18 protein-coding genes and 1 tRNA gene are annotated in these 19,120 nt (G+C 68.7%); 11 read left to right on the top strand and 8 right to left on the bottom strand.

Annotation, left to right across the window (positions count from 1 at the left end; translation table 11 throughout):
* The first annotated feature begins 9 nt into the window (after window positions 1–9).
* The 7 genes from ABCU91_RS06935 (at window position 10) to ABCU91_RS06905 (ending at window position 8,457) form a co-directional block, all read left to right on the top strand.
* Window positions 10–2,178, top strand: a complete 2,169-nt coding sequence (locus tag ABCU91_RS06935; RefSeq protein ID WP_406922294.1) for an RNA degradosome polyphosphate kinase — start codon at window positions 10–12, stop codon at window positions 2,176–2,178.
* A complete protein-coding gene (locus tag ABCU91_RS06930) occupies window positions 2,175–3,113 on the top strand; it encodes an NUDIX domain-containing protein (RefSeq protein ID WP_406922295.1) in 939 nt (312 codons plus the stop codon). The genes ABCU91_RS06935 and ABCU91_RS06930 overlap by 4 nt, the downstream gene beginning before the upstream one ends.
* A 135-nt stretch (window positions 3,114–3,248) precedes the next feature.
* The gene (locus tag ABCU91_RS06925; protein WP_413355295.1) at window positions 3,249–4,364 is read left to right on the top strand and encodes a phosphate ABC transporter substrate-binding protein PstS; all 1,116 of its coding nucleotides are present in this window, start codon (window positions 3,249–3,251) and stop codon (window positions 4,362–4,364) included.
* A gap of 82 nt (window positions 4,365–4,446) precedes the next feature.
* Entirely contained in the window at window positions 4,447–5,409 is a 963-nt protein-coding gene (gene pstC / locus ABCU91_RS06920; protein ID WP_413355294.1) for a phosphate ABC transporter permease subunit PstC, read from the top strand.
* A complete protein-coding gene (pstA, locus tag ABCU91_RS06915; protein WP_413355293.1) occupies window positions 5,409–6,500 on the top strand; it encodes a phosphate ABC transporter permease PstA in 1,092 nt (363 codons plus the stop codon). Before pstC ends, pstA begins: the two co-directional genes overlap by 1 nt.
* A gap of 30 nt (window positions 6,501–6,530) precedes the next feature.
* Entirely contained in the window at window positions 6,531–7,310 is a 780-nt protein-coding gene (gene pstB / locus ABCU91_RS06910) for a phosphate ABC transporter ATP-binding protein PstB (RefSeq protein WP_251582391.1), read from the top strand.
* A 337-nt stretch (window positions 7,311–7,647) separates the two neighbouring features.
* Window positions 7,648–8,457, top strand: a complete 810-nt coding sequence (locus ABCU91_RS06905) for a type IV toxin-antitoxin system AbiEi family antitoxin domain-containing protein (protein WP_413355292.1) — start codon at window positions 7,648–7,650, stop codon at window positions 8,455–8,457.
* Window positions 8,458–8,571: 114 nt separating this feature from the next.
* On the opposite strand, the gene ABCU91_RS06900 is transcribed toward ABCU91_RS06905, so the two are convergent.
* The 4 genes from ABCU91_RS06900 to sigK form a co-directional block, all read right to left on the bottom strand.
* A complete protein-coding gene (locus ABCU91_RS06900; protein WP_413355291.1) occupies window positions 8,572–9,456 on the bottom strand; it encodes an aminodeoxychorismate lyase in 885 nt (294 codons plus the stop codon).
* A gap of 406 nt (window positions 9,457–9,862) precedes the next feature.
* Window positions 9,863–10,501, bottom strand: coding sequence for a DNA-directed RNA polymerase subunit beta (locus ABCU91_RS06895; protein WP_413355290.1), 639 nt, complete (start codon window positions 10,499–10,501; stop codon window positions 9,863–9,865).
* 71 nt (window positions 10,502–10,572) lie between these two features.
* A complete protein-coding gene (locus ABCU91_RS06890) occupies window positions 10,573–11,361 on the bottom strand; it encodes an anti-sigma factor domain-containing protein (protein WP_413355289.1) in 789 nt (262 codons plus the stop codon).
* Entirely contained in the window at window positions 11,358–11,957 is a 600-nt protein-coding gene (sigK, locus tag ABCU91_RS06885; protein WP_413355385.1) for an ECF RNA polymerase sigma factor SigK, read from the bottom strand. The genes ABCU91_RS06890 and sigK overlap by 4 nt, the downstream gene beginning before the upstream one ends.
* A 204-nt stretch (window positions 11,958–12,161) precedes the next feature.
* Here sigK and ABCU91_RS06880 point away from each other — a divergent pair, with 204 nt between their 5' ends.
* From ABCU91_RS06880 to ABCU91_RS06865, 4 genes are all read left to right on the top strand, one after another.
* On the top strand, window positions 12,162–12,836 hold the full coding sequence (locus tag ABCU91_RS06880; RefSeq protein ID WP_413355288.1) for a fasciclin domain-containing protein: 675 nt from the start codon (window positions 12,162–12,164) through the stop codon (window positions 12,834–12,836).
* 118 nt (window positions 12,837–12,954) lie between these two features.
* The gene (locus ABCU91_RS06875; RefSeq protein ID WP_406922305.1) at window positions 12,955–13,131 is read left to right on the top strand and encodes a hypothetical protein; all 177 of its coding nucleotides are present in this window, start codon (window positions 12,955–12,957) and stop codon (window positions 13,129–13,131) included.
* Window positions 13,132–13,170: 39 nt separating this feature from the next.
* Window positions 13,171–13,243 (top strand) — tRNA-Lys (locus ABCU91_RS06870).
* 735 nt (window positions 13,244–13,978) lie between these two features.
* Window positions 13,979–14,566, top strand: coding sequence for a 1-acyl-sn-glycerol-3-phosphate acyltransferase (locus tag ABCU91_RS06865; protein ID WP_413355287.1), 588 nt, complete (start codon window positions 13,979–13,981; stop codon window positions 14,564–14,566).
* Window positions 14,567–14,594: 28 nt separating this feature from the next.
* On the opposite strand, the gene ABCU91_RS06860 is transcribed toward ABCU91_RS06865, so the two are convergent.
* From ABCU91_RS06860 to ABCU91_RS06845, 4 genes are read right to left on the bottom strand one after another with little or no spacing between them, the layout of a single operon-like run.
* Window positions 14,595–14,993: a nuclear transport factor 2 family protein gene (locus ABCU91_RS06860; protein ID WP_413355286.1), complete on the bottom strand. Its 399-nt coding sequence runs from the start codon at window positions 14,991–14,993 to the stop codon at window positions 14,595–14,597.
* A gap of 51 nt (window positions 14,994–15,044) precedes the next feature.
* Window positions 15,045–17,153: an iron ABC transporter permease gene (locus tag ABCU91_RS06855; protein WP_413355285.1), complete on the bottom strand. Its 2,109-nt coding sequence runs from the start codon at window positions 17,151–17,153 to the stop codon at window positions 15,045–15,047.
* An 8-nt stretch (window positions 17,154–17,161) separates the two neighbouring features.
* A complete protein-coding gene (locus tag ABCU91_RS06850; RefSeq protein ID WP_413355284.1) occupies window positions 17,162–18,193 on the bottom strand; it encodes an iron-siderophore ABC transporter substrate-binding protein in 1,032 nt (343 codons plus the stop codon).
* A gap of 37 nt (window positions 18,194–18,230) precedes the next feature.
* Entirely contained in the window at window positions 18,231–19,094 is an 864-nt protein-coding gene (locus ABCU91_RS06845; RefSeq protein WP_413355283.1) for an ABC transporter ATP-binding protein, read from the bottom strand.
* Between the last annotated feature and the right edge of the window lie 26 nt (window positions 19,095–19,120).

The raw sequence follows: 19,120 nt of genomic DNA, 5'->3' as shown, positions 1-19,120 counted from the left end.
GATGTGGGGATGATCGACACCCAGGTTCACGACTCCGGACTGGGCGACGCGGACGACGACGACTTCGACGACGTCGTCGAGGCGTACGACTCGCAACTGCCCGACAACCGCTACCTCGACCGCGAGCTCAGCTGGCTCGCCTTCAATCAGCGCGTCCTGGAGCTGGCCGAGGATCCGAACCTGCCGACGCTCGAACGCGCGAACTTCCTCGCGATCTTCGCGAGCAACCTCGACGAGTTCTTCATGGTGCGCGTCGCGGGTCTGAAGCGCCGCATCCTCACCGGACTCGCGGTCCCCACCAACGTGGGGCGCGCTCCCCTCGACGTGCTCGCCGACCTCGCCACCGCCGCGCACGCGCTGCAGGAGCGCCACGCCGCGGTCTGGTCGGAGCAGGTGCGGCCCGCCCTCGCCGAGTCCGGCATCGAGGTCGTGTCGTGGGCCGATCTGTCGGATGAGGAACGCGAGATCCTCTACGACTACTTCTCGTCGCAGGTGTTCCCGGTGCTCATGCCGCTCGCAGTCGACCCGGCGCACCCGTTCCCCTACATCTCGGGGCTCTCGCTCAATCTCGCGATCCGCATCCGCAACGCGCGGACCGGACGCCAGGAGTTCGCGCGTCTCAAGGTGCCCCCGATGATGCCGCGCCTCGTCGAGGTCCGGAAGGACGGCAACACCGTCCGCTACCTCCCGCTTGAGGAGCTGATCTCCGAGAACCTCGGCGACCTCTTCCCCGGCATGGAGATCCTCGAGCACCACACGTTCCGCCTCACCCGCAACGAGGACGTCGTGATCGAGGAGGACGAGACCGAGAACCTCATCCAGGCGCTCGAAGCGGAGTTGCTGCGTCGCCGGTTCGGTCCGCCGATCCGCCTCGAGATCACCGAGGACATGGACGACGTCACCCTGTCGCTGCTGCTCGACGAGCTCGACATCACCGAGAACGACGTCTACCGACTGCCCGCGCCATTGGATCTGCGCGGCCTGTTCTCGCTGTCGCAGATCGAGCGGCCCGACCTGCGCTACCCCGCGCACGTACCGAAGACGGCGACGCCCTTCCAGCCCGCCGAGCAGAACGGACGCGCGGACCTGTTCGCCGCCATCCGCAAGGAGGACATCCTCGTACACCACCCGTACGAGTCGTTCACGACCAGCGTCGTCTCGTTCCTGCAGCAGGCCGCCCGCGATCCTCACGTGCTCGCGATCAAGCAGACGCTGTACCGCACCTCGGGCGACAGCCCGATCGTCGAGGCCCTCATCAATGCGGCTGAGAACGGCAAGCAGGTGCTCGCCCTCGTCGAGGTGAAGGCGCGCTTCGACGAAGCGGCGAACATCGGGTGGGCTCGCACGCTCGAGAAGGCCGGCGTCCACGTCGTCTACGGCCTCGTCGGACTGAAGACGCACTGCAAACTCCTGCACGTGATCCGCGAGGAAGACGGCGCCCTCCGCAGCTACAGCCACATCGGCACGGGCAACTACAACCCGAAGACGAGCCGCATCTACGAGGACTACGGGCTGTTCACGGCGAACGAGCAGGTCGGTCGCGACCTCACCCGTCTGTTCAACGAACTCAGCGGGTACGCGATCGAGAAGAAGTTCAAGCGCCTGCTCGTCGCTCCCCTGCACCTGCGCAAGGGACTGCTGCGCCTCATCGACGCGGAACGCCGCAACGCGCTGGACGGCAAGCCCGCCTACGTGCGCATCAAGGTGAACTCGATGGTCGACGAGCAGATCATCGACGCGCTGTACCGGGCGAGCCAGGCCGGCGTGAAGGTCGACGTGTGGGTGCGCGGCATCTGCTCCCTGCGCTCCGATCTGCCCGGGGTGAGCGACAACATCACGGTCCGCTCGATCCTCGGCCGCTACCTCGAGCACTCCCGCATCTTCGCGTTCGCGCACGGTGGCGAGCCGCAGGTCTACATCGGCAGCGCCGACATGATGCATCGGAACCTCGACCGCCGCGTCGAGGCGCTCGTGCGCGTCATGGAGCCGGCGCACGTGACCGAGCTCCTCGCGCTGTTCGACCTCGCGATGGACGACGGCACGAGCTCGTGGCACCTCGGCGCCGAGGGCGAATGGACGCGTCATCACCTGGCCGCCGATGGCACTCCGCTCGTCGACCTGCAGGAGAAGACGATGTCGGACGTCCTGCGCCGGCGGCGCCAGCGGGCGGTGAGATGACCGAAACCGCGGTCTACGCCGCCGGCGGCGTGGTGTGGCGGATGCTCGACGGCAAGCTCCTCGTGCTCGCCATCCACCGCACCAAGTACCGCGACGTCACCCTGCCCAAGGGCAAAGTCGATCCCGGGGAGACGCTCGCCGAGACGGCCGTGCGCGAGATCCACGAGGAGACCGGCATCCGTGTGCACCTCGGGGTTCCCGTCGGTATCTCGAAGTATCGCCTGCCGAGCAAGCGGACGAAGATCGTGCACTACTGGAGTGCGCAGGCGACCGAGAAGGCCATCCGCGAGTCCGCGTTCGTCCCTAACCGCGAGATCGCTGCGCTGGAATGGATGCCGGCGCGCAAAGCGCTCGGCAAGCTGAGTTACCCCGTCGACGTCGAGATCCTCGAGAACTTCCTCCGCCTCGTGGACGACGGCGTGCTCGAGACCTTCCCCCTGGTGGTGCTGCGCCACGCGAAGGCGACTCCGCGCGAGGACTGGTCGGGAGAGGATGCCGCGCGCACCCTCGCGCCTCGCGGCAAGAAGCAGGCGAAGGCGATCGTCGGACCGCTCCGGGCCTTCGGTGTGCGCCGCGTGTACTCGAGCGACGCGGTGCGGTGCGTGGACACGGTCGCGCCGCTGGCGAAGGCGCTGCGCCGCGACATCCGTCGTACCGCCGCGATCTCGCAGGATGCCTGGGATGCCGGGACCGCGGACGCGCGCACTCTCGTCGGCACGCGCGTGCGGGCGCGCAAGCCCGCGGTGCTGTGCTCGCACCGGCCGGTCCTCCCCGACGTGATGCACGAGATCGCGCTGGCGACGGGAACGGTGAAGGGCTCCTACCTCGGCGCCGCGTCGTCCCTCGAACCGGGCGCCTTCTCGGTCGTCCACCTCTCGGCGACGAACCCCGGATCCGGGATCGTCGCGATCGAGACCCACGCACCGCAGGTGTGATCCGACAGACGGACCCGTTCGGACCGGGTCCGTTCACCTGTCGTTCACCTCCGGAGCGGAACCTGGTCACCGGCGGCTCTTAGCGTCGAGCCAGCCCCGCACCGGGGTGTCCCGATCACCCGAAGGAAATCACACGTGAAGCTCAACCGCATCGCCCGCGTGGGCGCTGTCGCAGCCGTCGCCGTCCTGTCGCTCTCGGCCTGCGCGGCCAACGAGGGCACCCCTGCTGGCAGCGGCCAGCCCTCCGACGGCGGCTCCTCGCTGTCGGGCACCGTCAAGGCGACCGGCGCCTCGTCGCAGGGCGCGGCCCAGCAGGCGTGGACCGCTGCGTTCCAGACGGCGAACCCGGACGTCACGGTCAACTACCAGCCGACCGGCTCGGGCACCGGCCGCGACAACTTCATCGCGGGCTCCAGCAACTTCATCGGCTCGGACCGCGCGTACAAGACCGATGAGATCGCCGCCGGCACCTTCGGCGCGTGCGCCACGGCCGACATCATCGAGGTCCCCGCCTACATCTCGCCCGTCGCCGTCGTCTTCAACCTCGAGGGCGTCAAGGAGCTGAACCTGACTCCTGAGGTCATCGGCAACATCTTCAACGAGAAGATCGAGAAGTGGAACGACCCGGCGATCGCCGACCTCAACGAGGGCGTCGAGCTTCCGGACCTGGCCATCACTCCCGTCTTCCGCGGCGACGAGTCGGGCACCACCGGCACGTTCACCGCGTACCTCGCGGCTGTCGCCCCGGATGCATGGCCCTACGAGGACGACGACGCCTGGCCCGTCAAGACCACGCGCTCCGAGGCAGCACAGCAGACCTCGGGCGTCGAGGCTGCTGTCAACGGCGGTCAGGGCACGATCGGCTACATCGACGCCTCCCGCGTCGGCGAGCTGGGCTCGGCCGCCGTCAAGGTCGGCGACGACTTCGTGCCGTTCTCCTCCGAGGCCGCCGCGGAGCTCGTCGCGTCGTCGCCGCTCGAAGAGGGCCGCGCCGACGGTGACCTGGTCTTCGACGTCGACCCCGCCAAGGCACCGGCCGGCTCGTACCCGATCGCTCTCGTGAGCTACCTCATCGGCTGCGCGCAGTACGAGGATGCGGCCACCGCCGACATCGTCAAGGCGTACTTCTCGTACATCGTCAGCGAAGAGGGCCAGAAGGTCGCCAACGAGGCAGCCGGCTCCGCTCCCCTGTCGACCGAGGTCGCCGAGAAGGCCCAGACCGCGATCGACATGATCACCGCCAAGAAGTAAGACCCTCGCTGCTGGTGGCTCCCGCTCGTCGGGAGCCACCAGCAGCACTCACGTCCGCCCCGCTTCCGACCCGAGGACTGCGATGCCCCCCACCACCGAACTGGTCGCCGACCAGGACACCACCCGGCGACCGACGCATCGACGTGGCGATCTCGTCTTCTCGAGCACCGCGCTCGGCGCGGGCATCATCATCCTGATCGTCCTCGCGGCCGTCACGCTCTTCCTCATCGTCGAAAGCGTGCCGGCCTTCACCGCGAACCCCGACGAGACCCAGTTCCTGAGCGGCGAGCCGTTCTGGGAGTACGTCTGGCCATTCGTCTTCGGCACCCTGTGGGCCTCCGTCATCGCGCTCGTCGTCGCGACGCCGCTGGCGATCGGCATCGCCCTCTTCATCTCGCACTACGCGCCGCGCAAGCTCGCCTCGGTGCTCGGGTACGTCATCGACCTCCTCGCCGCGATCCCGTCGGTCGTCTACGGCCTGTGGGGCGCCCTCGTCTTCTCGCAGATCCTGCAGCCCTTCTACGTCTGGCTGAACGAGAACTTCGGCTGGATCCCCTTCTTCGCCGGTGCGGTCTCCCCCACCGGGCGTACGATCCTCACGGCATCCCTCGTCCTCGCCGTGATGATCCTGCCGATCATGACCGCCATCACGCGCGAGGTCTTCCTGCAGACGCCCGTCCTCCACGAGGAGGCGGCGCTGGCCCTCGGCGCGACGCGCTGGGAGATGATCCGCATGGCCGTCTTCCCCTTCGCCCGCGGCGGCATGGTCTCGGGCGCGATGCTCGGACTCGGCCGCGCTCTCGGCGAGACGATGGCCGTCACGATGGTCCTCTCGGCGACGGGAGCGGTCACCTTCCAGGTGCTCAACTCGAACAACCCGACGCCCATCCCCGCGAACATCGCCCTCAACTTCGGTGAGGCGTACGGCGACGGCGTTAACGTCCTCATCGCGACGGGCCTCATCCTCTTCATCGTGACCTTCGCGGTCAATGCGATCGCCCGGTGGGTCGTCAACCGCCGCGCCGAGTTCTCTGGAGCGAACTGATGACCACCCTCACCCGCTCCGAAACCCGCTCGCCTGTGGGCAACTCGCTCACCGCGGGGCAGCTGCCGAAGTGGATGCCGTGGCTGCTGCTCGTCGGCGCGCTCGTGCTCTCCGGCATCCTGTTCGCCATCATGAACAGCCCCGGCGATGTGGCCGATTTCAACATCGCGGGTGCCACCTTCGTCGGTGTCGTGCTGTTCGCGATCGTCCTGGTCGTGCTGTCGAGCGTCGTCGAGACGCGGCGTCGAGCCGCTGACCGGCTCGCGACCGTGCTGGTGTCGATCGCCTTCACGATCGCCCTGCTGCCGCTCATCTCTCTGCTGTTCACGGTCATCGTCAACGGCATCGCCCGGTTCGACCCGATGTTCTTCTCCTACTCGATGCGCAACGTCGTCGGTGAGGGCGGCGGCGCCGTGCACGCGATCTGGGGAACGCTCATCGTGACCGGCTGGGCCACCGTCATCTCGGTGCCGATCGGTCTCATGACGTCGATCTACCTCGTCGAGTACGGCCGCGGCCGGGTCGCGAAGCTCATCACCTTCTTCGTCGACGTGATGACCGGCATCCCGTCGATCGTCGCGGGTCTGTTCATCGTCGCCGTCTGCGCGCTGCTGTTCGGGCCGGGCCTCAACACCGGCTTCATGGGCTCGCTGGCCCTGTCGGTGCTGATGATCCCGGTCGTCGTCCGCTCCAGCGAGGAGATGCTGCGGCTGGTTCCGAACGAGCTGCGCGAGGCGAGCTACGCGCTCGGCGTGCCGAAGTGGCTGACGATCGTCAAGGTCGTCCTCCCCACCTCGATCGCCGGCATCACGACGGGCATCATGCTGTCGATCTCGCGCGTCATCGGCGAGACCGCGCCGCTGCTGCTGACCGCCGGGTTCACCCAGTCGCTCAACATGAACGCGTTCGACGGCCCCATGATGACTCTCCCGGTGTTCGTCTACGACCAGTTCCAGAACCCCGGCACGAACATCCCCGCCGCGCTCGAGCGTGCCTGGGCCGGAGCGCTCACGCTCATCATCATCGTCATGGCGCTGAACCTCATCGCACGCTTCGTCGCGAAGAAGTTCGCCCCCAAGTTCGGCCGCTGACCCGCGGCATCCGACAGAAAGCACCCCGAAGTGTCCAAGAGCATCGAAGTCAACGACCTCAACGTCTACTACAGCGACTTCCTCGCCGTGGAGGGCGTGTCCCTCGACATCGAACCCCGCAGCGTCACCGCCTTCATCGGCCCGTCCGGCTGCGGCAAGTCCACGTTCCTGCGCACGCTCAACCGGATGCACGAGGTCATCCCCGGCGCGCGCGTCGAGGGTGAAGTGCTGCTCGACGGCGAGGACCTGTATGGCCAGGGCGTCGACCCCGTGCTCGTGCGCCGCCAGATCGGCATGGTCTTCCAGCGTCCGAACCCGTTCCCCACGATGTCGATCCGTGACAACGTGCTCGCCGGTGTGAAGCTCAACAACTCGCGCATCTCGAAGTCGGACGCCGACGCCCTCGTCGAGAAGTCGCTGCGCGGAGCGAACCTCTGGAACGAGGTCAAGGACCGGCTCGAGAAGCCGGGCTCCGGCCTCTCGGGCGGTCAGCAGCAGCGCCTCTGCATCGCGCGCGCGATCGCCGTATCTCCCGACGTCCTGCTCATGGACGAGCCCTGCTCGGCGCTCGACCCGATCTCGACCTTCGCGATCGAGGAGCTCATCCAGGAGCTCAAGAGCGAGTACACGATCGTCATCGTCACGCACAACATGCAGCAGGCCTCGCGCGTCTCGGACAAGACCGCGTTCTTCAACATCGCCGGTACCGGCAAGCCCGGCAAGCTCATCGAGTACGACGAGACCGGCACGATCTTCACCAAGCCGTCCGTGCAGGCCACCGAGGACTACGTCTCGGGTCGCTTCGGGTGATCCTCTAGTTCGGGACGAGGGATGCTGCGCGGAGCGCGGTGTCCCTCGTTCTGGTTTGTGGGGTGGTGTGGGCGGGGTGCTGTGTGGGGGCGGTGTGTCGCGTGTGCGGATGCAATAGATCGAGGGCGACACGCGGCATCCCGGGTCCGAACAGCGGGGTGTGGCGGCGGATCTATTGCATCCGCTGACGCTGGGGGCGGGCCTGTGCCTTTGTCGCGCGGGTCGCGGCGGGACTATCGCGTTCGCGGACTTCTCCCCCGCGGGAGTGGGATGCCGGTTGTCCCCGCCATGAGCCGGTGCGGCTCGTGAGGGCCGGGAACGGGCGAGGCTCGCGGGCATGTGCGAGCTCCGGCATCCGATCGTCCGTCTGCGGCAGTTGTTCGATGCGGGGTGGTCGCAGCGTCGGGTGCAACGGGCGCTGCGGCGCGGCGAGCTGGAGCGGGTGCGGATCGGGGTCTACGCGTGGCCTGAGGCGTGCGCGGAAGCGCGGCTGGCCGCGAGGCACGGCGGCTCGCTGGCGTGCGTGAGCGCGGCGCGGCACCGCGGCCTCTGCGTGATGGCGGATGCTCGGATGCCGCATGTCTGGATGCGGCCAGGGCAACGCACGTACGACCATCCGTGCGACTGCACCGAGCATTGGGATGCCGCCGGCCCCGGGGAGGATCGACGGGAACCGTCACTCGCTCGGATTCTGCGACAGATCCTCACCTGCTACGGCGGGGAGGCGTTCTTCGTCGCGCTGGAATCCGCGCGGCGGCAGGACCTCCTGGACGGTGACGACATGCGCTGGCTGAGCCGGCACGTGAATCAGGAAGGGCGCGATGCGCTCGGACTCAGCAGGGACGACGCAGACAGCGGGCTCGAGTCGATGCTGCGGTGGCGGCTGCGCGGCCTCGGACTGCGCGTGCAGACACAGGTGCGTATCGCGGGCGTCGGCGTCGTGGACGCGCTGATCGGCGACCGGCTGATCGTCGAGGTCGATGGTCGCGACAATCACGACGGGCCGTCGCTGCGGCACAAGGACCTCGTGCGCGACGCCGACGCGGCCATGTGGGGATACGTGACTCTGCGGTTCGACTACGCGCTCATCGTCCATGACTGGGACATGGTCGAGCGCGCGATCCTCGGAGCGCTCGCGCGGTTGTGAGGGGGCGCGACGCCGTATGCGGATGCAATGGATCGGCGGCGACACGCGGCATCCCGAACCCCATGGGCCGCGTGTCGAGCCTCGACTATTGCATCCGCGAACGCCGGCGACGCCTCAGTCGCGCGGGCTGAGCAGGTACTGGTTGAAGGATGCCGTGAGCTCGGCGTCGAGGGTCAGGGGCCGCCCGTCGACCGCCGTGATGGGCGCGACCAGGCGGACGCTCGAGACGAGCCACGCGGCATCCGCCTCGTGCAGCGCCGAGACCGGCAGGGTCTCGTACGCGGTCTCGAAGCCGCGCTCGGCGAGGTGGTCGAACAGGCTCAGCTGGGTGGTCCCGTGCAGGATGCCCCCGTTCGGCGCCGGCGTCACGAAGGTGTCGCCGCGGCGGATGATGAGCGACGCGGTCGGCGCCTCGAGCACGAACCCATCGGAGCTGACGAAGACGGCATCGTCGGCACCGCGGCGCTTCGCCTCGCGGATCGCGGCCATGTTCACGGCGTACGACAGGGTCTTCGCGCCCAGCAGCAGCCACGGTGCCCGACCCGGCAGGTCGATGCTGTAGCCGCGATCGAGGACGGCCACGGCGATGCCCTCGGTGCGCGGCTTCGTGAAGTCCGCCGCGGGCGCCACCGTCACCCACGCGGTCGGGGTGGGACCGTGCTCGACGCCGCGGCTCAGGATCAGCTTGATGACCGCCTCGCCCTCCCCTGACGCCGCCTGCGCGCGGCTGATCGCCTCGCGCCACTGCTCGAGGTTCGGGGCGGGCAGCTCGCAGATCTCGGCCGAGTGCGCGAGCCGCGCGAGGTGCGGCTCGACCTCCTGCGCGTGTCCGTCGACGACGCCGATCGACTCGAAGATCCCGTCGCCGCGCTGCGTGCTCAACTCCCCCACGGTCAGCGCGGGAGTCGAGGGATCGATCTCGCTGAACGTGTCGGCGAAGTCGGTGCGTGCATCGTCGGATGCCGCGGGGTCGATCATGAGAGCGAAGCGCCAAGCCATGGCACGAAGCCTACGCGGCGGCATCCCTGTCAGCGGCTGCAGTAGTCCGCACGCGGCGCGCCGTCCCACGGGCCACGGGATGCCGCGTGTCACCAGCGATCCATTGCATCCGCGCGCGCGACCCAAAACCACGACACCCGTCAGCCGATGCAATAGTCCCCGCGCGACACACCGCCCGCCAGCCCCGGGATGCCGCGTGTCGCCGCCGATCTATTGCATCCGCGCACGCGCCTCGAGACCAAACCCCGACACGCCCGACCGACCCCGAATCCGCGCCGGACCGGAATACCTCGGGAGCCCCTCCGTTACACTTTTCTAGCCGGGCCGCAGTAACCCCGGGCTCCATCTTCAGCCGCTGCGAGCGGCCACGCGCCGAGAGGCGTTCTGCGGTCCGGCACTTTCATGCCTACGTGAGGCCGTCGCGTCGCCACAGTGCCGCGGCCGCGACGAGGTCCCCGGCGTACGTGTCGAGGCGCAACGCGCGCGTCGTGAACGTCGAGGCCCGCACCGGCTCGCTCTCGTCGTAGTCGTCGGCGAGATCGGTCGCCCCCGCTGCCACGACGCGCGAGAAGGATGCCGCCCGCTCGAGCGCGAGCGCGAAGTCACCCGCGAACACCCCGCGCAGGATCAGGTCGATGAGCGAGACGAGCTCATCGGGGCTCGCAGGAACCGGCGCACCGGCGATGACGACGTCCGCCGACGACAGCCGAGTCCGTCCGCGCTCGTAGAGCAGCGCGGCGGTCGCCGCGTCGTCGTGGATCATCAGCTGCAGCAGGTACAGCCGCCACAGCGCACCCGGCAGGGATCGTGCCGGCGAGTGCGCCCACAGCTCCGCGATCGTCGCGATCCCGTGCGCGTCGGTGAAGGTGACGAGCCGGTCGATGACCTCGTCGTGCGGCTGTTCGCGTACCCGCGACAGCAGAGCGGATGCCGTGGCGTGAGCCACACGGCTGGCTTCGGCGGGATCGTCAGCGGCGAAGTTGCGATCGAACGAATCGGGTGAGCGGCGGACCGGCTTGTGGAAGTCGCGGGACGCGTCAGACATCCCTCCAGGCTACTCCGGCAGCAACGCACCCCGCCCGGCCGGAGCCGAGGCGGGGCGCGTTGTGGAGGCTGTCAGGCCGTGGGGATCGCGACGATCGGCTCGGTCGTCGGCTTGCCGTCGGGCGACCCGCCCGCCTGCTCGACCGTAATCGCGATGATGTCGCCGGGCTGGAAGTCGCCGTCGAGAAGGGCGGTGACGTCGTTGGACGGGTCGAAGGTCCCGGCCGCGATCGGCTCATCGCCGCGGACGAACCAGAGTTCGAACGTGCGGTCGTCGGCGATGCTGGGGGCATCGTCGGTGGTCAGGACGACCTTTCCGAGCGAGGGAGACCAGTGCACCTCCGCCTCTCCGCCGTCGGTGAACTGACCTGTGGCGCTCTGGGCGTCGGGCGCGGCCTCGATCTGCTCGAGCGCCTGCACCTGAGCCGGCGTCCGCACCTGTTCCATGATGGAACCGACGCCCCAGCCGATGCCGACGAGGAGAGCGGCCGATGCGACGAGCGCGAACAGACCGCGCGTCCAGGTGCGACGTTGGACCGCCTGCACCACCTCGGTCGGCGGGCCGGCGACGACGAGCTCGGGCTCGGGCTCAACGACGGGCTCGGGAGTAGACGCGGGGGCCACCGGCATCCGCTGCGGGAGGGAGCCGATCTGCGCGAGGAGCCGGTCGCGGACGTCTGCGGGAGGCGCTTCTTCTCCCGTTCCTTCGGCGAGAAAGGCGGCAACGTGCGCATCGGCGTCGACGAGCTCTTCCCATTCGGGGTGAGCGGCGAGCGCCTGCTGATAGGTCTGTTCGTCCTCGGGCGACAGTGCGTTGAGCGCGTGTCCTGCCGACAGTTCGGCGAAGTCCTTTTCGTTCACAGTGTCACCCCCATTTCCTGTCGTAGACGGTTCAATCCATCACGCATCCGTGTCTTGATCGTTCCGAGCGGTGCTCCGAGGAGCGCCGCGATTTCACTTTGGCTGTACCCCCCGAAATACGCGAGGGTGATGGCTTCGCGTTGCGCGTCGGGCAGCGTGCGAAGCGCGCGTACGACGCGACGACCTTCGATCCGCAACTCGACCTGTTCGGCGATGCCTTCTTGTTGTGTGTACGCGTCGCGAGTTCCGACGCGTACGTCCCGGTCCACGCTGGACTGCGATGCGCGAACCCGGTCGACGGCCCGACGATGAGCCATCGTCAGGATCCAACTTCTTCCTTGCCCCTTGTTCGGAGCGAACCCGGAAGCGGATTGCCAGATCTCGAGGAATACCTCTTGTAGTACTTCCTCGCTTTGGGAGGGGTCTACGAGGACCCGTCGGATGAGTCCGAACGCCCGCGAGGACAGCATGTCGTAGAGCTCTGCGAAGGCCGTCTGATCGCCACCGGCGATGCGCACGAGGAGCTCGCCGGCGTGATCCGCCGACTCCCCGTCGTCAGGGACTTCTACACCGTCGATAACCATTGCCTCCAGCATGCCATCCCCGCGGGCGCGAACACGGATCACGGGGCTCGAATCCCTGGTGAGCGGGGCGGATCGAGAGCGATTCGTAATCACACCCAACCCGCGCGAATCCGCGGATTCAAAAAAATCTCGACAGATGTGCAATCCGTTTGCCTAGTGGTTCCGAAGACCTGTCATCGCCGCCGCAGAGGGCGGTCCCAACACATGGAGGAAATCATGCTCAGCACGAAGAAGAAGATGACCGCAGCGCTCTCTCTGACGCTGGCCGGCGCTTTCGCACTCGCCGGATGTTCGTCGAACTCGATGGACAGCGGTAGCGGCAGCGGCTCGAGCGAGGCTCCGTCCTCGCAGGCTCCCATGGAGACGCCCGAAGCCTCGGACGGTGGCATGGACACCGCCTCGAACCTCGTCGGCCCCGGCTGCGCGGACTACGCCAAGCAGGTTCCGGACGGTGCCGGCTCGGTTGAGGGCATGTCGAAGGACCCGGTTGCGACCGCCGCGTCGAACAACCCGCTCCTCAAGACGCTCACCGCTGCCGTCAGCGGCCAGCTCAACCCCGACGTCAACCTGGTCGACACCCTGAACGGCGACGAGTTCACCGTCTTCGCTCCGGTCGACGATGCCTTCGCGAAGATCCCGGCCGAGACGATCGAGGGTCTGAAGACCGACTCCGACACGCTGACCAAGATCCTCACCTACCACGTGGTCCCCGGCCAGATCGCGCCGGCCGACATCGACGGCACGCACAAGACCGTCGAGGGCCAGGATCTCGAGGTCACCGGCTCGGGCGACGAGCTGATGGTCAACGATGCCAAGGTCATCTGCGGTGGCGTCCAGACCGCGAACGCAACCGTGTACCTCATCGACTCGGTGCTGATGCCCCCGATGTAATTCACGGTCTCCTGACCGGCGGCGTCGTCGAAGCTCTGCGGGCTTCGGCGGCGCCGCCTCCTTTTGTTTCCTCCTTGCGGGGGATGCCGGTACCCCGGCCTCTGCGTAGCGTCGAGGCATGGCGAACAACAACATGCGCGGAATGTCGTTCGGTCTGTCGATCGCGTTGGGGATGCTCGGCGGCGCGATCGTCGGGATGCTCTTCCTCGACAACATCGGCCTCGGCGCCGCCTTCGGACTCTCGTTCGGGATCATGTTCGGCATCATCTTCGGCTCGCAGAAGAGCACGAAGTGACGGATGCCGCCGCCCTCGCCCATTAGGCTGGGTCGCTGAGGGCCTCTAGCTCAGTCGGTAGAGCATCGGACTTTTAATCCGCGGGTCGTGGGTTCGAGCCCCACGGGGCCCACCTCATTTCGACCCAGCGACCTCTATCCCAGGATGGGATCAGCGGTTCGCGACTCGCCTAAGTGGCAGCTTGACAGCAGCTGACAACTTTCCTGCCGGCTGCGTGGTGCGGTTTCGCCGCATAGCGCCCGATCCCCGCTGTCGCGACAGCACCGTCTCAGAAGCGGTCCGTCCGCGCTAGCGATGTCGGCGAGCGTCGATAGCGTGTCCGCGTCGGCGCGCAACGGCGCCGCATGACGCAGAAGGAACCTCCCAATGGCAATCATCACCTCGCCTTACCACTCGACTGACCAGCGTGATCCGCGTGTCTGGCACGACTACAGCGACTGCCCCAATGGCCAGCAGATCTCCCCGGCGAACCGCGCCGTCGGCAGGGGAGGCCTGCCCAGGTGTGGAGGTTGTCAGCGACTCGACTGATAGAGCGGGGAGCGGCGACCAGCGGTCCGCCGCTCCCTCACCCATCACCTGCGCTGCTCTCATCGGCATCGGTCATCTTCGTACCGTCGACGAAGCTCAAGCGACTCAGTGAGTCCGACGAGCGCTCGGGTGAGTGAGGGCGGCTGCGTACCTCGTAGCGGCCGTCTGCCCGAGCAAGAAAAAGCCCCGACTGTTACCACACAGCCGGGGCGAGACGAATGAGAAGTCCGCCTATCGGTATCAGAATACCCCGGAAACCTGAGAGCTGACGCGGCGCCCCGTGAGTCCAGAGAGTGCGCAGGAGCGTTACGGTTGCGGAATGCTCCGCCTCGTCGCGCAGGTCTATTGGTCGTTCAGCAGATGGACGCTCGCAACCGAGCCCGCGCCGACCCGACCCACCGTCGTCCTCGGGGCGCCGCACACCTCCAACTGGGACTTCGTGCTCATGCTGGCGATCGCCTGGCGCCTGAAGATGCGCTTCCGCTGGCTGGGCAAAGAGAGTCTCTTCCGCGGCTGGCGCGGCCCACTGATGCGCTCGATCGGCGGCATCCCGGTCGATAGAGCGAACCCCGCCGGGGTGGTCGACGCCCTCGTCCGCCGCATCCGTGACGGCGAGGTCTTCGGCCTCGTGGTGACGCCTGAAGGCACCCGCGGCGGCGTCGACCACTGGAAGTCGGGTTTCTACCGCATCGCCCGCGAGGCCGGCCTTGCCGTCACGCTCGGGTACGTGGATCGCACGACCATGACGACCGGGCTGGGGCCGACGCTCGCACTCACCGGCGACGTCGGCGCCGACATGGATGCCATCCGCGCGTTCTACGCCGACAAATCGGGACTGCGTCCCGCCCGACGAGTCGAGCCTCGCTTGCGCGAGGAGGGCGATCCGCGCGCGGCAGCTTCGGCCTAGCCGCAGCTGGATCCGGCGACAAGAAGTCTCACTCCTCTGTCGCCCCAGCGTCGGGCACCACGAACCAGTCGGTGAACGATCGGGCGCGGCCGTCGTCGGTCAGCTCGATGACCATGAGGTTGTCGTACTGCCGGCTCTTCGTCGTCGAACTCGGGTAGCTGGTTCGGCCGCGGATGATTGCGATGTCACCGTCGACCGCGGTCAACTCGTGCTCGAACGACCACGTGCCGGGGTCGTCCTTCTGACCGAGCCAACCCGCGAGGATGGCATCGTGGCCGATCCACGGCTCGGTCGAGGGGCCGTCGCGGTACTCCGCGTCCGGCGTGAAGAGCGACCGGATGTCGTCCGGGTCGTTGGTCCCCCACGCACGGACGTATCGGCCGATCCAGTCGTCGGCGGCTGCAGCCGCCGTCTCGCGATCCCACATCACCTCAGGGTCGCTGACGCCTGCGGCGAGCACAAGATCGTTCGAGACCCTTTACGCGCGCGACCGAGCGAGCAGGTAGATGAAGTACGGCGCACCGACGAGGGCGACGACGATACCCGCGGGCAACTGCGCTGGGGCGATGACCGTTCGTCCAAGCAGATCGGCGATCGCGACGAGCGCAGCGCCGAGCAGCATCGAGACCGGAACGACGCGCGAGTGACGTCCGCCGACGAGGGCCCGAGCGGCGTGCGGAGCGACGAGCCCGACGAAGCCGAGCACGCCGATCGCGCTCACACTGAACGCGGCGAGCAGCGCGGCCGTCACGAGCAGGATGAACCGCGTGCGCTCGAGCCGCACGCCGGCCAAGCGGGGCGTGTCATCGTCGAGCGCGAGCAGGTCGAGCTCACGCGTCCGCGGCACGACGAGCAGCAGCGCGACGACCATCGCCAGCGCGACCGGCAGCGCATCCGACCACCCCCGGCCGTACGTCGTGCCCGACAGCCAGGTGTAGATCGCCGGCGTGTCGAACGGATTCGCGCGAAGGAGGAGGAACGTCGACAGCCCGGCGGTGCCGTACCAGACCCCGATGCCGATGAGGACGAGCCGGTCGGCGCTCAGCCCGCGGCGCCACGCCAGGCCGTACACCAGCGCGAACGCGAGCAGCCCGCCTGCGATCGCGGGCGGCAGGATCCCGACGCCGAGCGCAGCACCCGACGTGATGGCGATGACCGCTCCGAGGCCGGCACCGCCGGTGATGCCGAGGATGCCGGGCTCCGCCAGCGGATTGCGGCTCGCCGCCTGCACCAGCGCGCCGGCCAGCGCCAGCGCAGCCCCGGCGGAGACGGCCGCGAGCACCCGCGGCGCACGCTCATCGAGTGCGAACCGGATGACGGGTGCGGCATCCCCCTGCATCCAGAGCAGCAGATCGCCGGTCAGCAGCCACCGATGCCCGCCGAGCAGCCCGAGCAGGACCGCCGCCAAGAGGAGCGCGGACGTGGCCACGACGACGAGGACGACCCGCCGCCGGTTGCGGACGGTGATGGTCGCCGCGGGCGGGCGGCGCGTGGGTCCGGCGTCACGAGCCCTGCGGGCCAGCGCGACGAGCAGCACAGCGCCTAGCAGCGTCGTCGCGACCCCGGTCGGCACCGACGTGGCCCGGTCGGCGCCGAGGATGGCGCGGATCGCGACATCGGAGCCGACGACGACCGTCGCGCCGACGAGGCCCGACGCGATGAGGAGGATGCTGTGGCGCTGCAGCGCGGGCACCCGCGTGCTCAGCAGCCGCGTGATGATGGGCGCTGCGAGCCCCACGAACCCGATCGGTCCGGCGAGCGTCACGGCGGCAGCCGTGAGCAGCACCGCGAGGATCGTGCCGATCGCACGCGTCGACCGCACGGGCACACCGAGCGACTGCGCCGTGTCGTCGCCGAGGGCGACGATGTCGAGACGGCGCGAGAGCAGCACGCCGACGACGACGGCGACGACCACCAGCGGCGCCGCCTGCTGGAACGCAGCGAGGCCGAGCTGGCTCAAGCTGCCGCTCCCCCAGGCGAACAGACCCGTGGTCTCCTGCGCGAACAGGATGAGCAGCGCGGATGTCGCCGCCTGCAGCGCGAGCATCACCGCGGAGCCCGCGAGGATCAGCCGCGTCGTCGACGACCCCGCACCACCGGCGAGCCCGAGCACGACCGCCGCCGCGGCGAGCCCCCCGACGAAGGCAACCCCGCCCGAGGCCCAGAACGGCAGCGTGATGCCGAGAACGGAGACGAGCGCGACGGCGAAGTACGAGCCGCTCGTCACCGCCAGCGTGTCGGGCGACGCCAGCGGATTGCGCGCCAGCGACTGGAACAGCGCACCGGCCGCGCCGAGGGCGAAGCCGACCAGCAGACCGGCCGCCAGACGCGGCACGCGCGACCCGAGGAGGATCTCGCGCGCACCCGGCTGCGCCGTGCCGTCACCGAACAGAACCGGAAGGAGCTCGGTGAGCCCCAGCCCCGAGGTGCCCTGCGTGAGGTGGATGCCCGACGCCAGGAGCAGGATGCCGCTGAGCAGCACCAGCACCGCGGTCACCCCGAGGGCGAATCGCGCGCCGGTCTGGGCAAGCGCCGGCGGCACCGCCGCTGCAGCGCCCCGCTCCCGGCTCCTGGTGTCGGACGTCACCTGCGGGCTCAGCTCGTGAGCGCTGCGACGTAGGCGTCGAGGATCTGCTCGGCGGAGCGGGGACCACCGAAGGTCCAGATGCCCACCGGGAAGCCGGCGATGCGATCCTCGGCCACCGCGGGGACCGAGTTCCACACCTCGCTCGTCGCGAGCTCCGGCATGATGTCGCTCTCGGCGTCGTTCGTGCTCGTGTGCAGCAGGTACGCGTCGCCGATGGCCGTCGCACCCTCGATATCGGTGATGCCGAGACCGTAGGCGGGGTCGGCCTCACCCGTCCATGCGTTCTTCAGGCCGAGCTCCTCGCCGATCGCGCCGATCAGCGAGCCGCTGCTGAAGAAGCGGAGCGACACGTTGCCGCCGTCGATCCACCCGTCGAAGTACGCGAACGAGTCCGAGACGAGGTCCGCCTCGGACACCGTCTGCTTCGCCTCCGCGACGCTCGCGTCGAATGCATCGAGCACGGCGTCGGCACGCTCCTCGCGGCCCGTCGCCTGCGCGATCAGCTCGAACGTCGCCTTCATCTGACCGATCGGGTCGGCGGCATCCGCGCCCTTAGTAGTCAGCACCGGCACGCCGTACTCCTCGAGCTGACCGATGATCTCGTCCTCGGCGGTGTAGGCCTCCACGATGATCAGGTCGGGGTCGGCGCCGAGGATCGCGTCGAAGTTCGGCTCCTGACGCGTGCCGACATCGGTCACGCCCTCGGGCAGCGCCTCGGCGCTGTTCCACGTCGTGTACCCCTCGGCATCCGCGACCGCGACCGGCGTGACGCATAAGGTCAGCGCGTCCTCGATCTGCTGCCACTCCAGCACGGCGACGCGCTCGGCGGGCGCGTCGAGCTCGACCGTCCGGTCGAAGGCGTCCGTCAACGACACCGGGCCCGTCGAGGTCGCCGTGGAGTCATCGGCGCAGTCGGCGCTGGCCGCGGCCGAGGGCGTCGAGGCGTCGCCGGTCGTCTGCGTGGTTCCGCACGCGGTGACAAACAGCAGGGGCAGGATCAGTGCGGCGCCGAGCAGGGGGCGCGCGGATCGAAGGGTCATGCTTCTCTTTCGGTGAGGGACGGGAGTCGGAAAGGGCTCAGGCCAGGGCGCGGCCGTGGTGACGACCTCGGGGATGCACGCGAACGAAGCCGGTCGCAGGATCGCGGTCGACCTCGATCCGCAGTCCGTACACCTCGCTGAGGTGTTCAGAGGTGAGCACGTGTTCGGGTGCTCCGTGCGCGACCACGCGGCCCTGATGCAGCAGCACGACCTCGTCTGCGACGGTCGCCGCCTGGCCGAGGTCGTGGAGGACGACTCCCAGGGCGGTGCCGTGCTCGTCCGCGAGTTTGCGCACCAGATCGAGCGTCTCGACCTGGTAGCGGAGGTCGAGGTGGTTCGTGGGCTCGTCGAGCAGCAGGACTCCGGTGTCCTGGGCGAGGCAGGTCGCGAGCCAGACGCGTTGCAGTTCGCCGCCGGAGAGCTGATCGACGGCGCGTCTTTGCATCCCGGCGAGACCGGTGAGCTCGAGGGAACGGTCGATCGCGTCGAGGTCACCCTGGGTCATCGCGGTGAAGCGGCGGCGATGCGGATGCCGACCGTAGGCGACGACGTCGCGGACGGAGAGTCCGGACGGGTGAGGCCGGGACTGCGAGAGCAGCGTCACGTGGCGCGCGAAGTCACGCGCGGATAGCGGCGACACCGGGATGTCACCGTCGAGGACGTGGACGTCGCCGGACGAGCGCTCGTGCAGGCGCGCGAGCGCGCGGAGCACCGTCGACTTGCCGCTGCCGTTCGGGCCGATGAGCGCCGTGACCACTCCAGGACGGATGCGCACGGACACCCCGTGGACTACCTCCTGCCGTCCGTAGGCGAGGACGAGGTCATCACCGCGCAGCTCAGTATCCACGAGAGGTAAGCCTAGCCTTACCTGATTCTGAATGCTCACCTGAGTCGGGGTCATCGCACTGACGCAGCGACCCGGCGTCC

The organism is Microbacterium phoenicis, assembly GCF_047302325.1.
Classification (GTDB): domain Bacteria; phylum Actinomycetota; class Actinomycetes; order Actinomycetales; family Microbacteriaceae; genus Microbacterium.
The sequence above is the reverse complement of the archived record's forward strand: the minus strand, read 5'-3'. Positions and strand labels throughout refer to the sequence as shown.

Bases quoted from the DNA above. Each gene is read 5' to 3' on its own strand.
- ABCU91_RS06935 (WP_406922294.1), top strand. From the start codon at position 10: ATGATCGACACCCAGGTTCACGACTCCGGACTGGGCGACGCGGACGAC.
- ABCU91_RS06930 (WP_406922295.1), top strand. From the start codon at position 2,175: ATGACCGAAACCGCGGTCTACGCCGCCGGCGGCGTGGTGTGGCGGATG.
- pstC (WP_413355294.1), top strand. From the start codon at position 4,447: ATGCCCCCCACCACCGAACTGGTCGCCGACCAGGACACCACCCGGCGA.
- pstA (WP_413355293.1), top strand. From the start codon at position 5,409: ATGACCACCCTCACCCGCTCCGAAACCCGCTCGCCTGTGGGCAACTCG.
- ABCU91_RS06905 (WP_413355292.1), top strand. From the start codon at position 7,648: ATGTGCGAGCTCCGGCATCCGATCGTCCGTCTGCGGCAGTTGTTCGAT.
- ABCU91_RS06900 (WP_413355291.1), bottom strand. From the start codon at position 9,456: ATGGCTTGGCGCTTCGCTCTCATGATCGACCCCGCGGCATCCGACGAT.
- ABCU91_RS06895 (WP_413355290.1), bottom strand. From the start codon at position 10,501: ATGTCTGACGCGTCCCGCGACTTCCACAAGCCGGTCCGCCGCTCACCC.
- sigK (WP_413355385.1), bottom strand. From the start codon at position 11,957: ATGCTGGAGGCAATGGTTATCGACGGTGTAGAAGTCCCTGACGACGGG.
- ABCU91_RS06880 (WP_413355288.1), top strand. From the start codon at position 12,162: ATGCTCAGCACGAAGAAGAAGATGACCGCAGCGCTCTCTCTGACGCTG.
- ABCU91_RS06875 (WP_406922305.1), top strand. From the start codon at position 12,955: ATGGCGAACAACAACATGCGCGGAATGTCGTTCGGTCTGTCGATCGCG.
- ABCU91_RS06865 (WP_413355287.1), top strand. From the start codon at position 13,979: ATGCTCCGCCTCGTCGCGCAGGTCTATTGGTCGTTCAGCAGATGGACG.
- ABCU91_RS06860 (WP_413355286.1), bottom strand. From the start codon at position 14,993: ATGTGGGATCGCGAGACGGCGGCTGCAGCCGCCGACGACTGGATCGGC.
- ABCU91_RS06850 (WP_413355284.1), bottom strand. From the start codon at position 18,193: ATGACCCTTCGATCCGCGCGCCCCCTGCTCGGCGCCGCACTGATCCTG.
- ABCU91_RS06845 (WP_413355283.1), bottom strand. From the start codon at position 19,094: ATGACCCCGACTCAGGTGAGCATTCAGAATCAGGTAAGGCTAGGCTTA.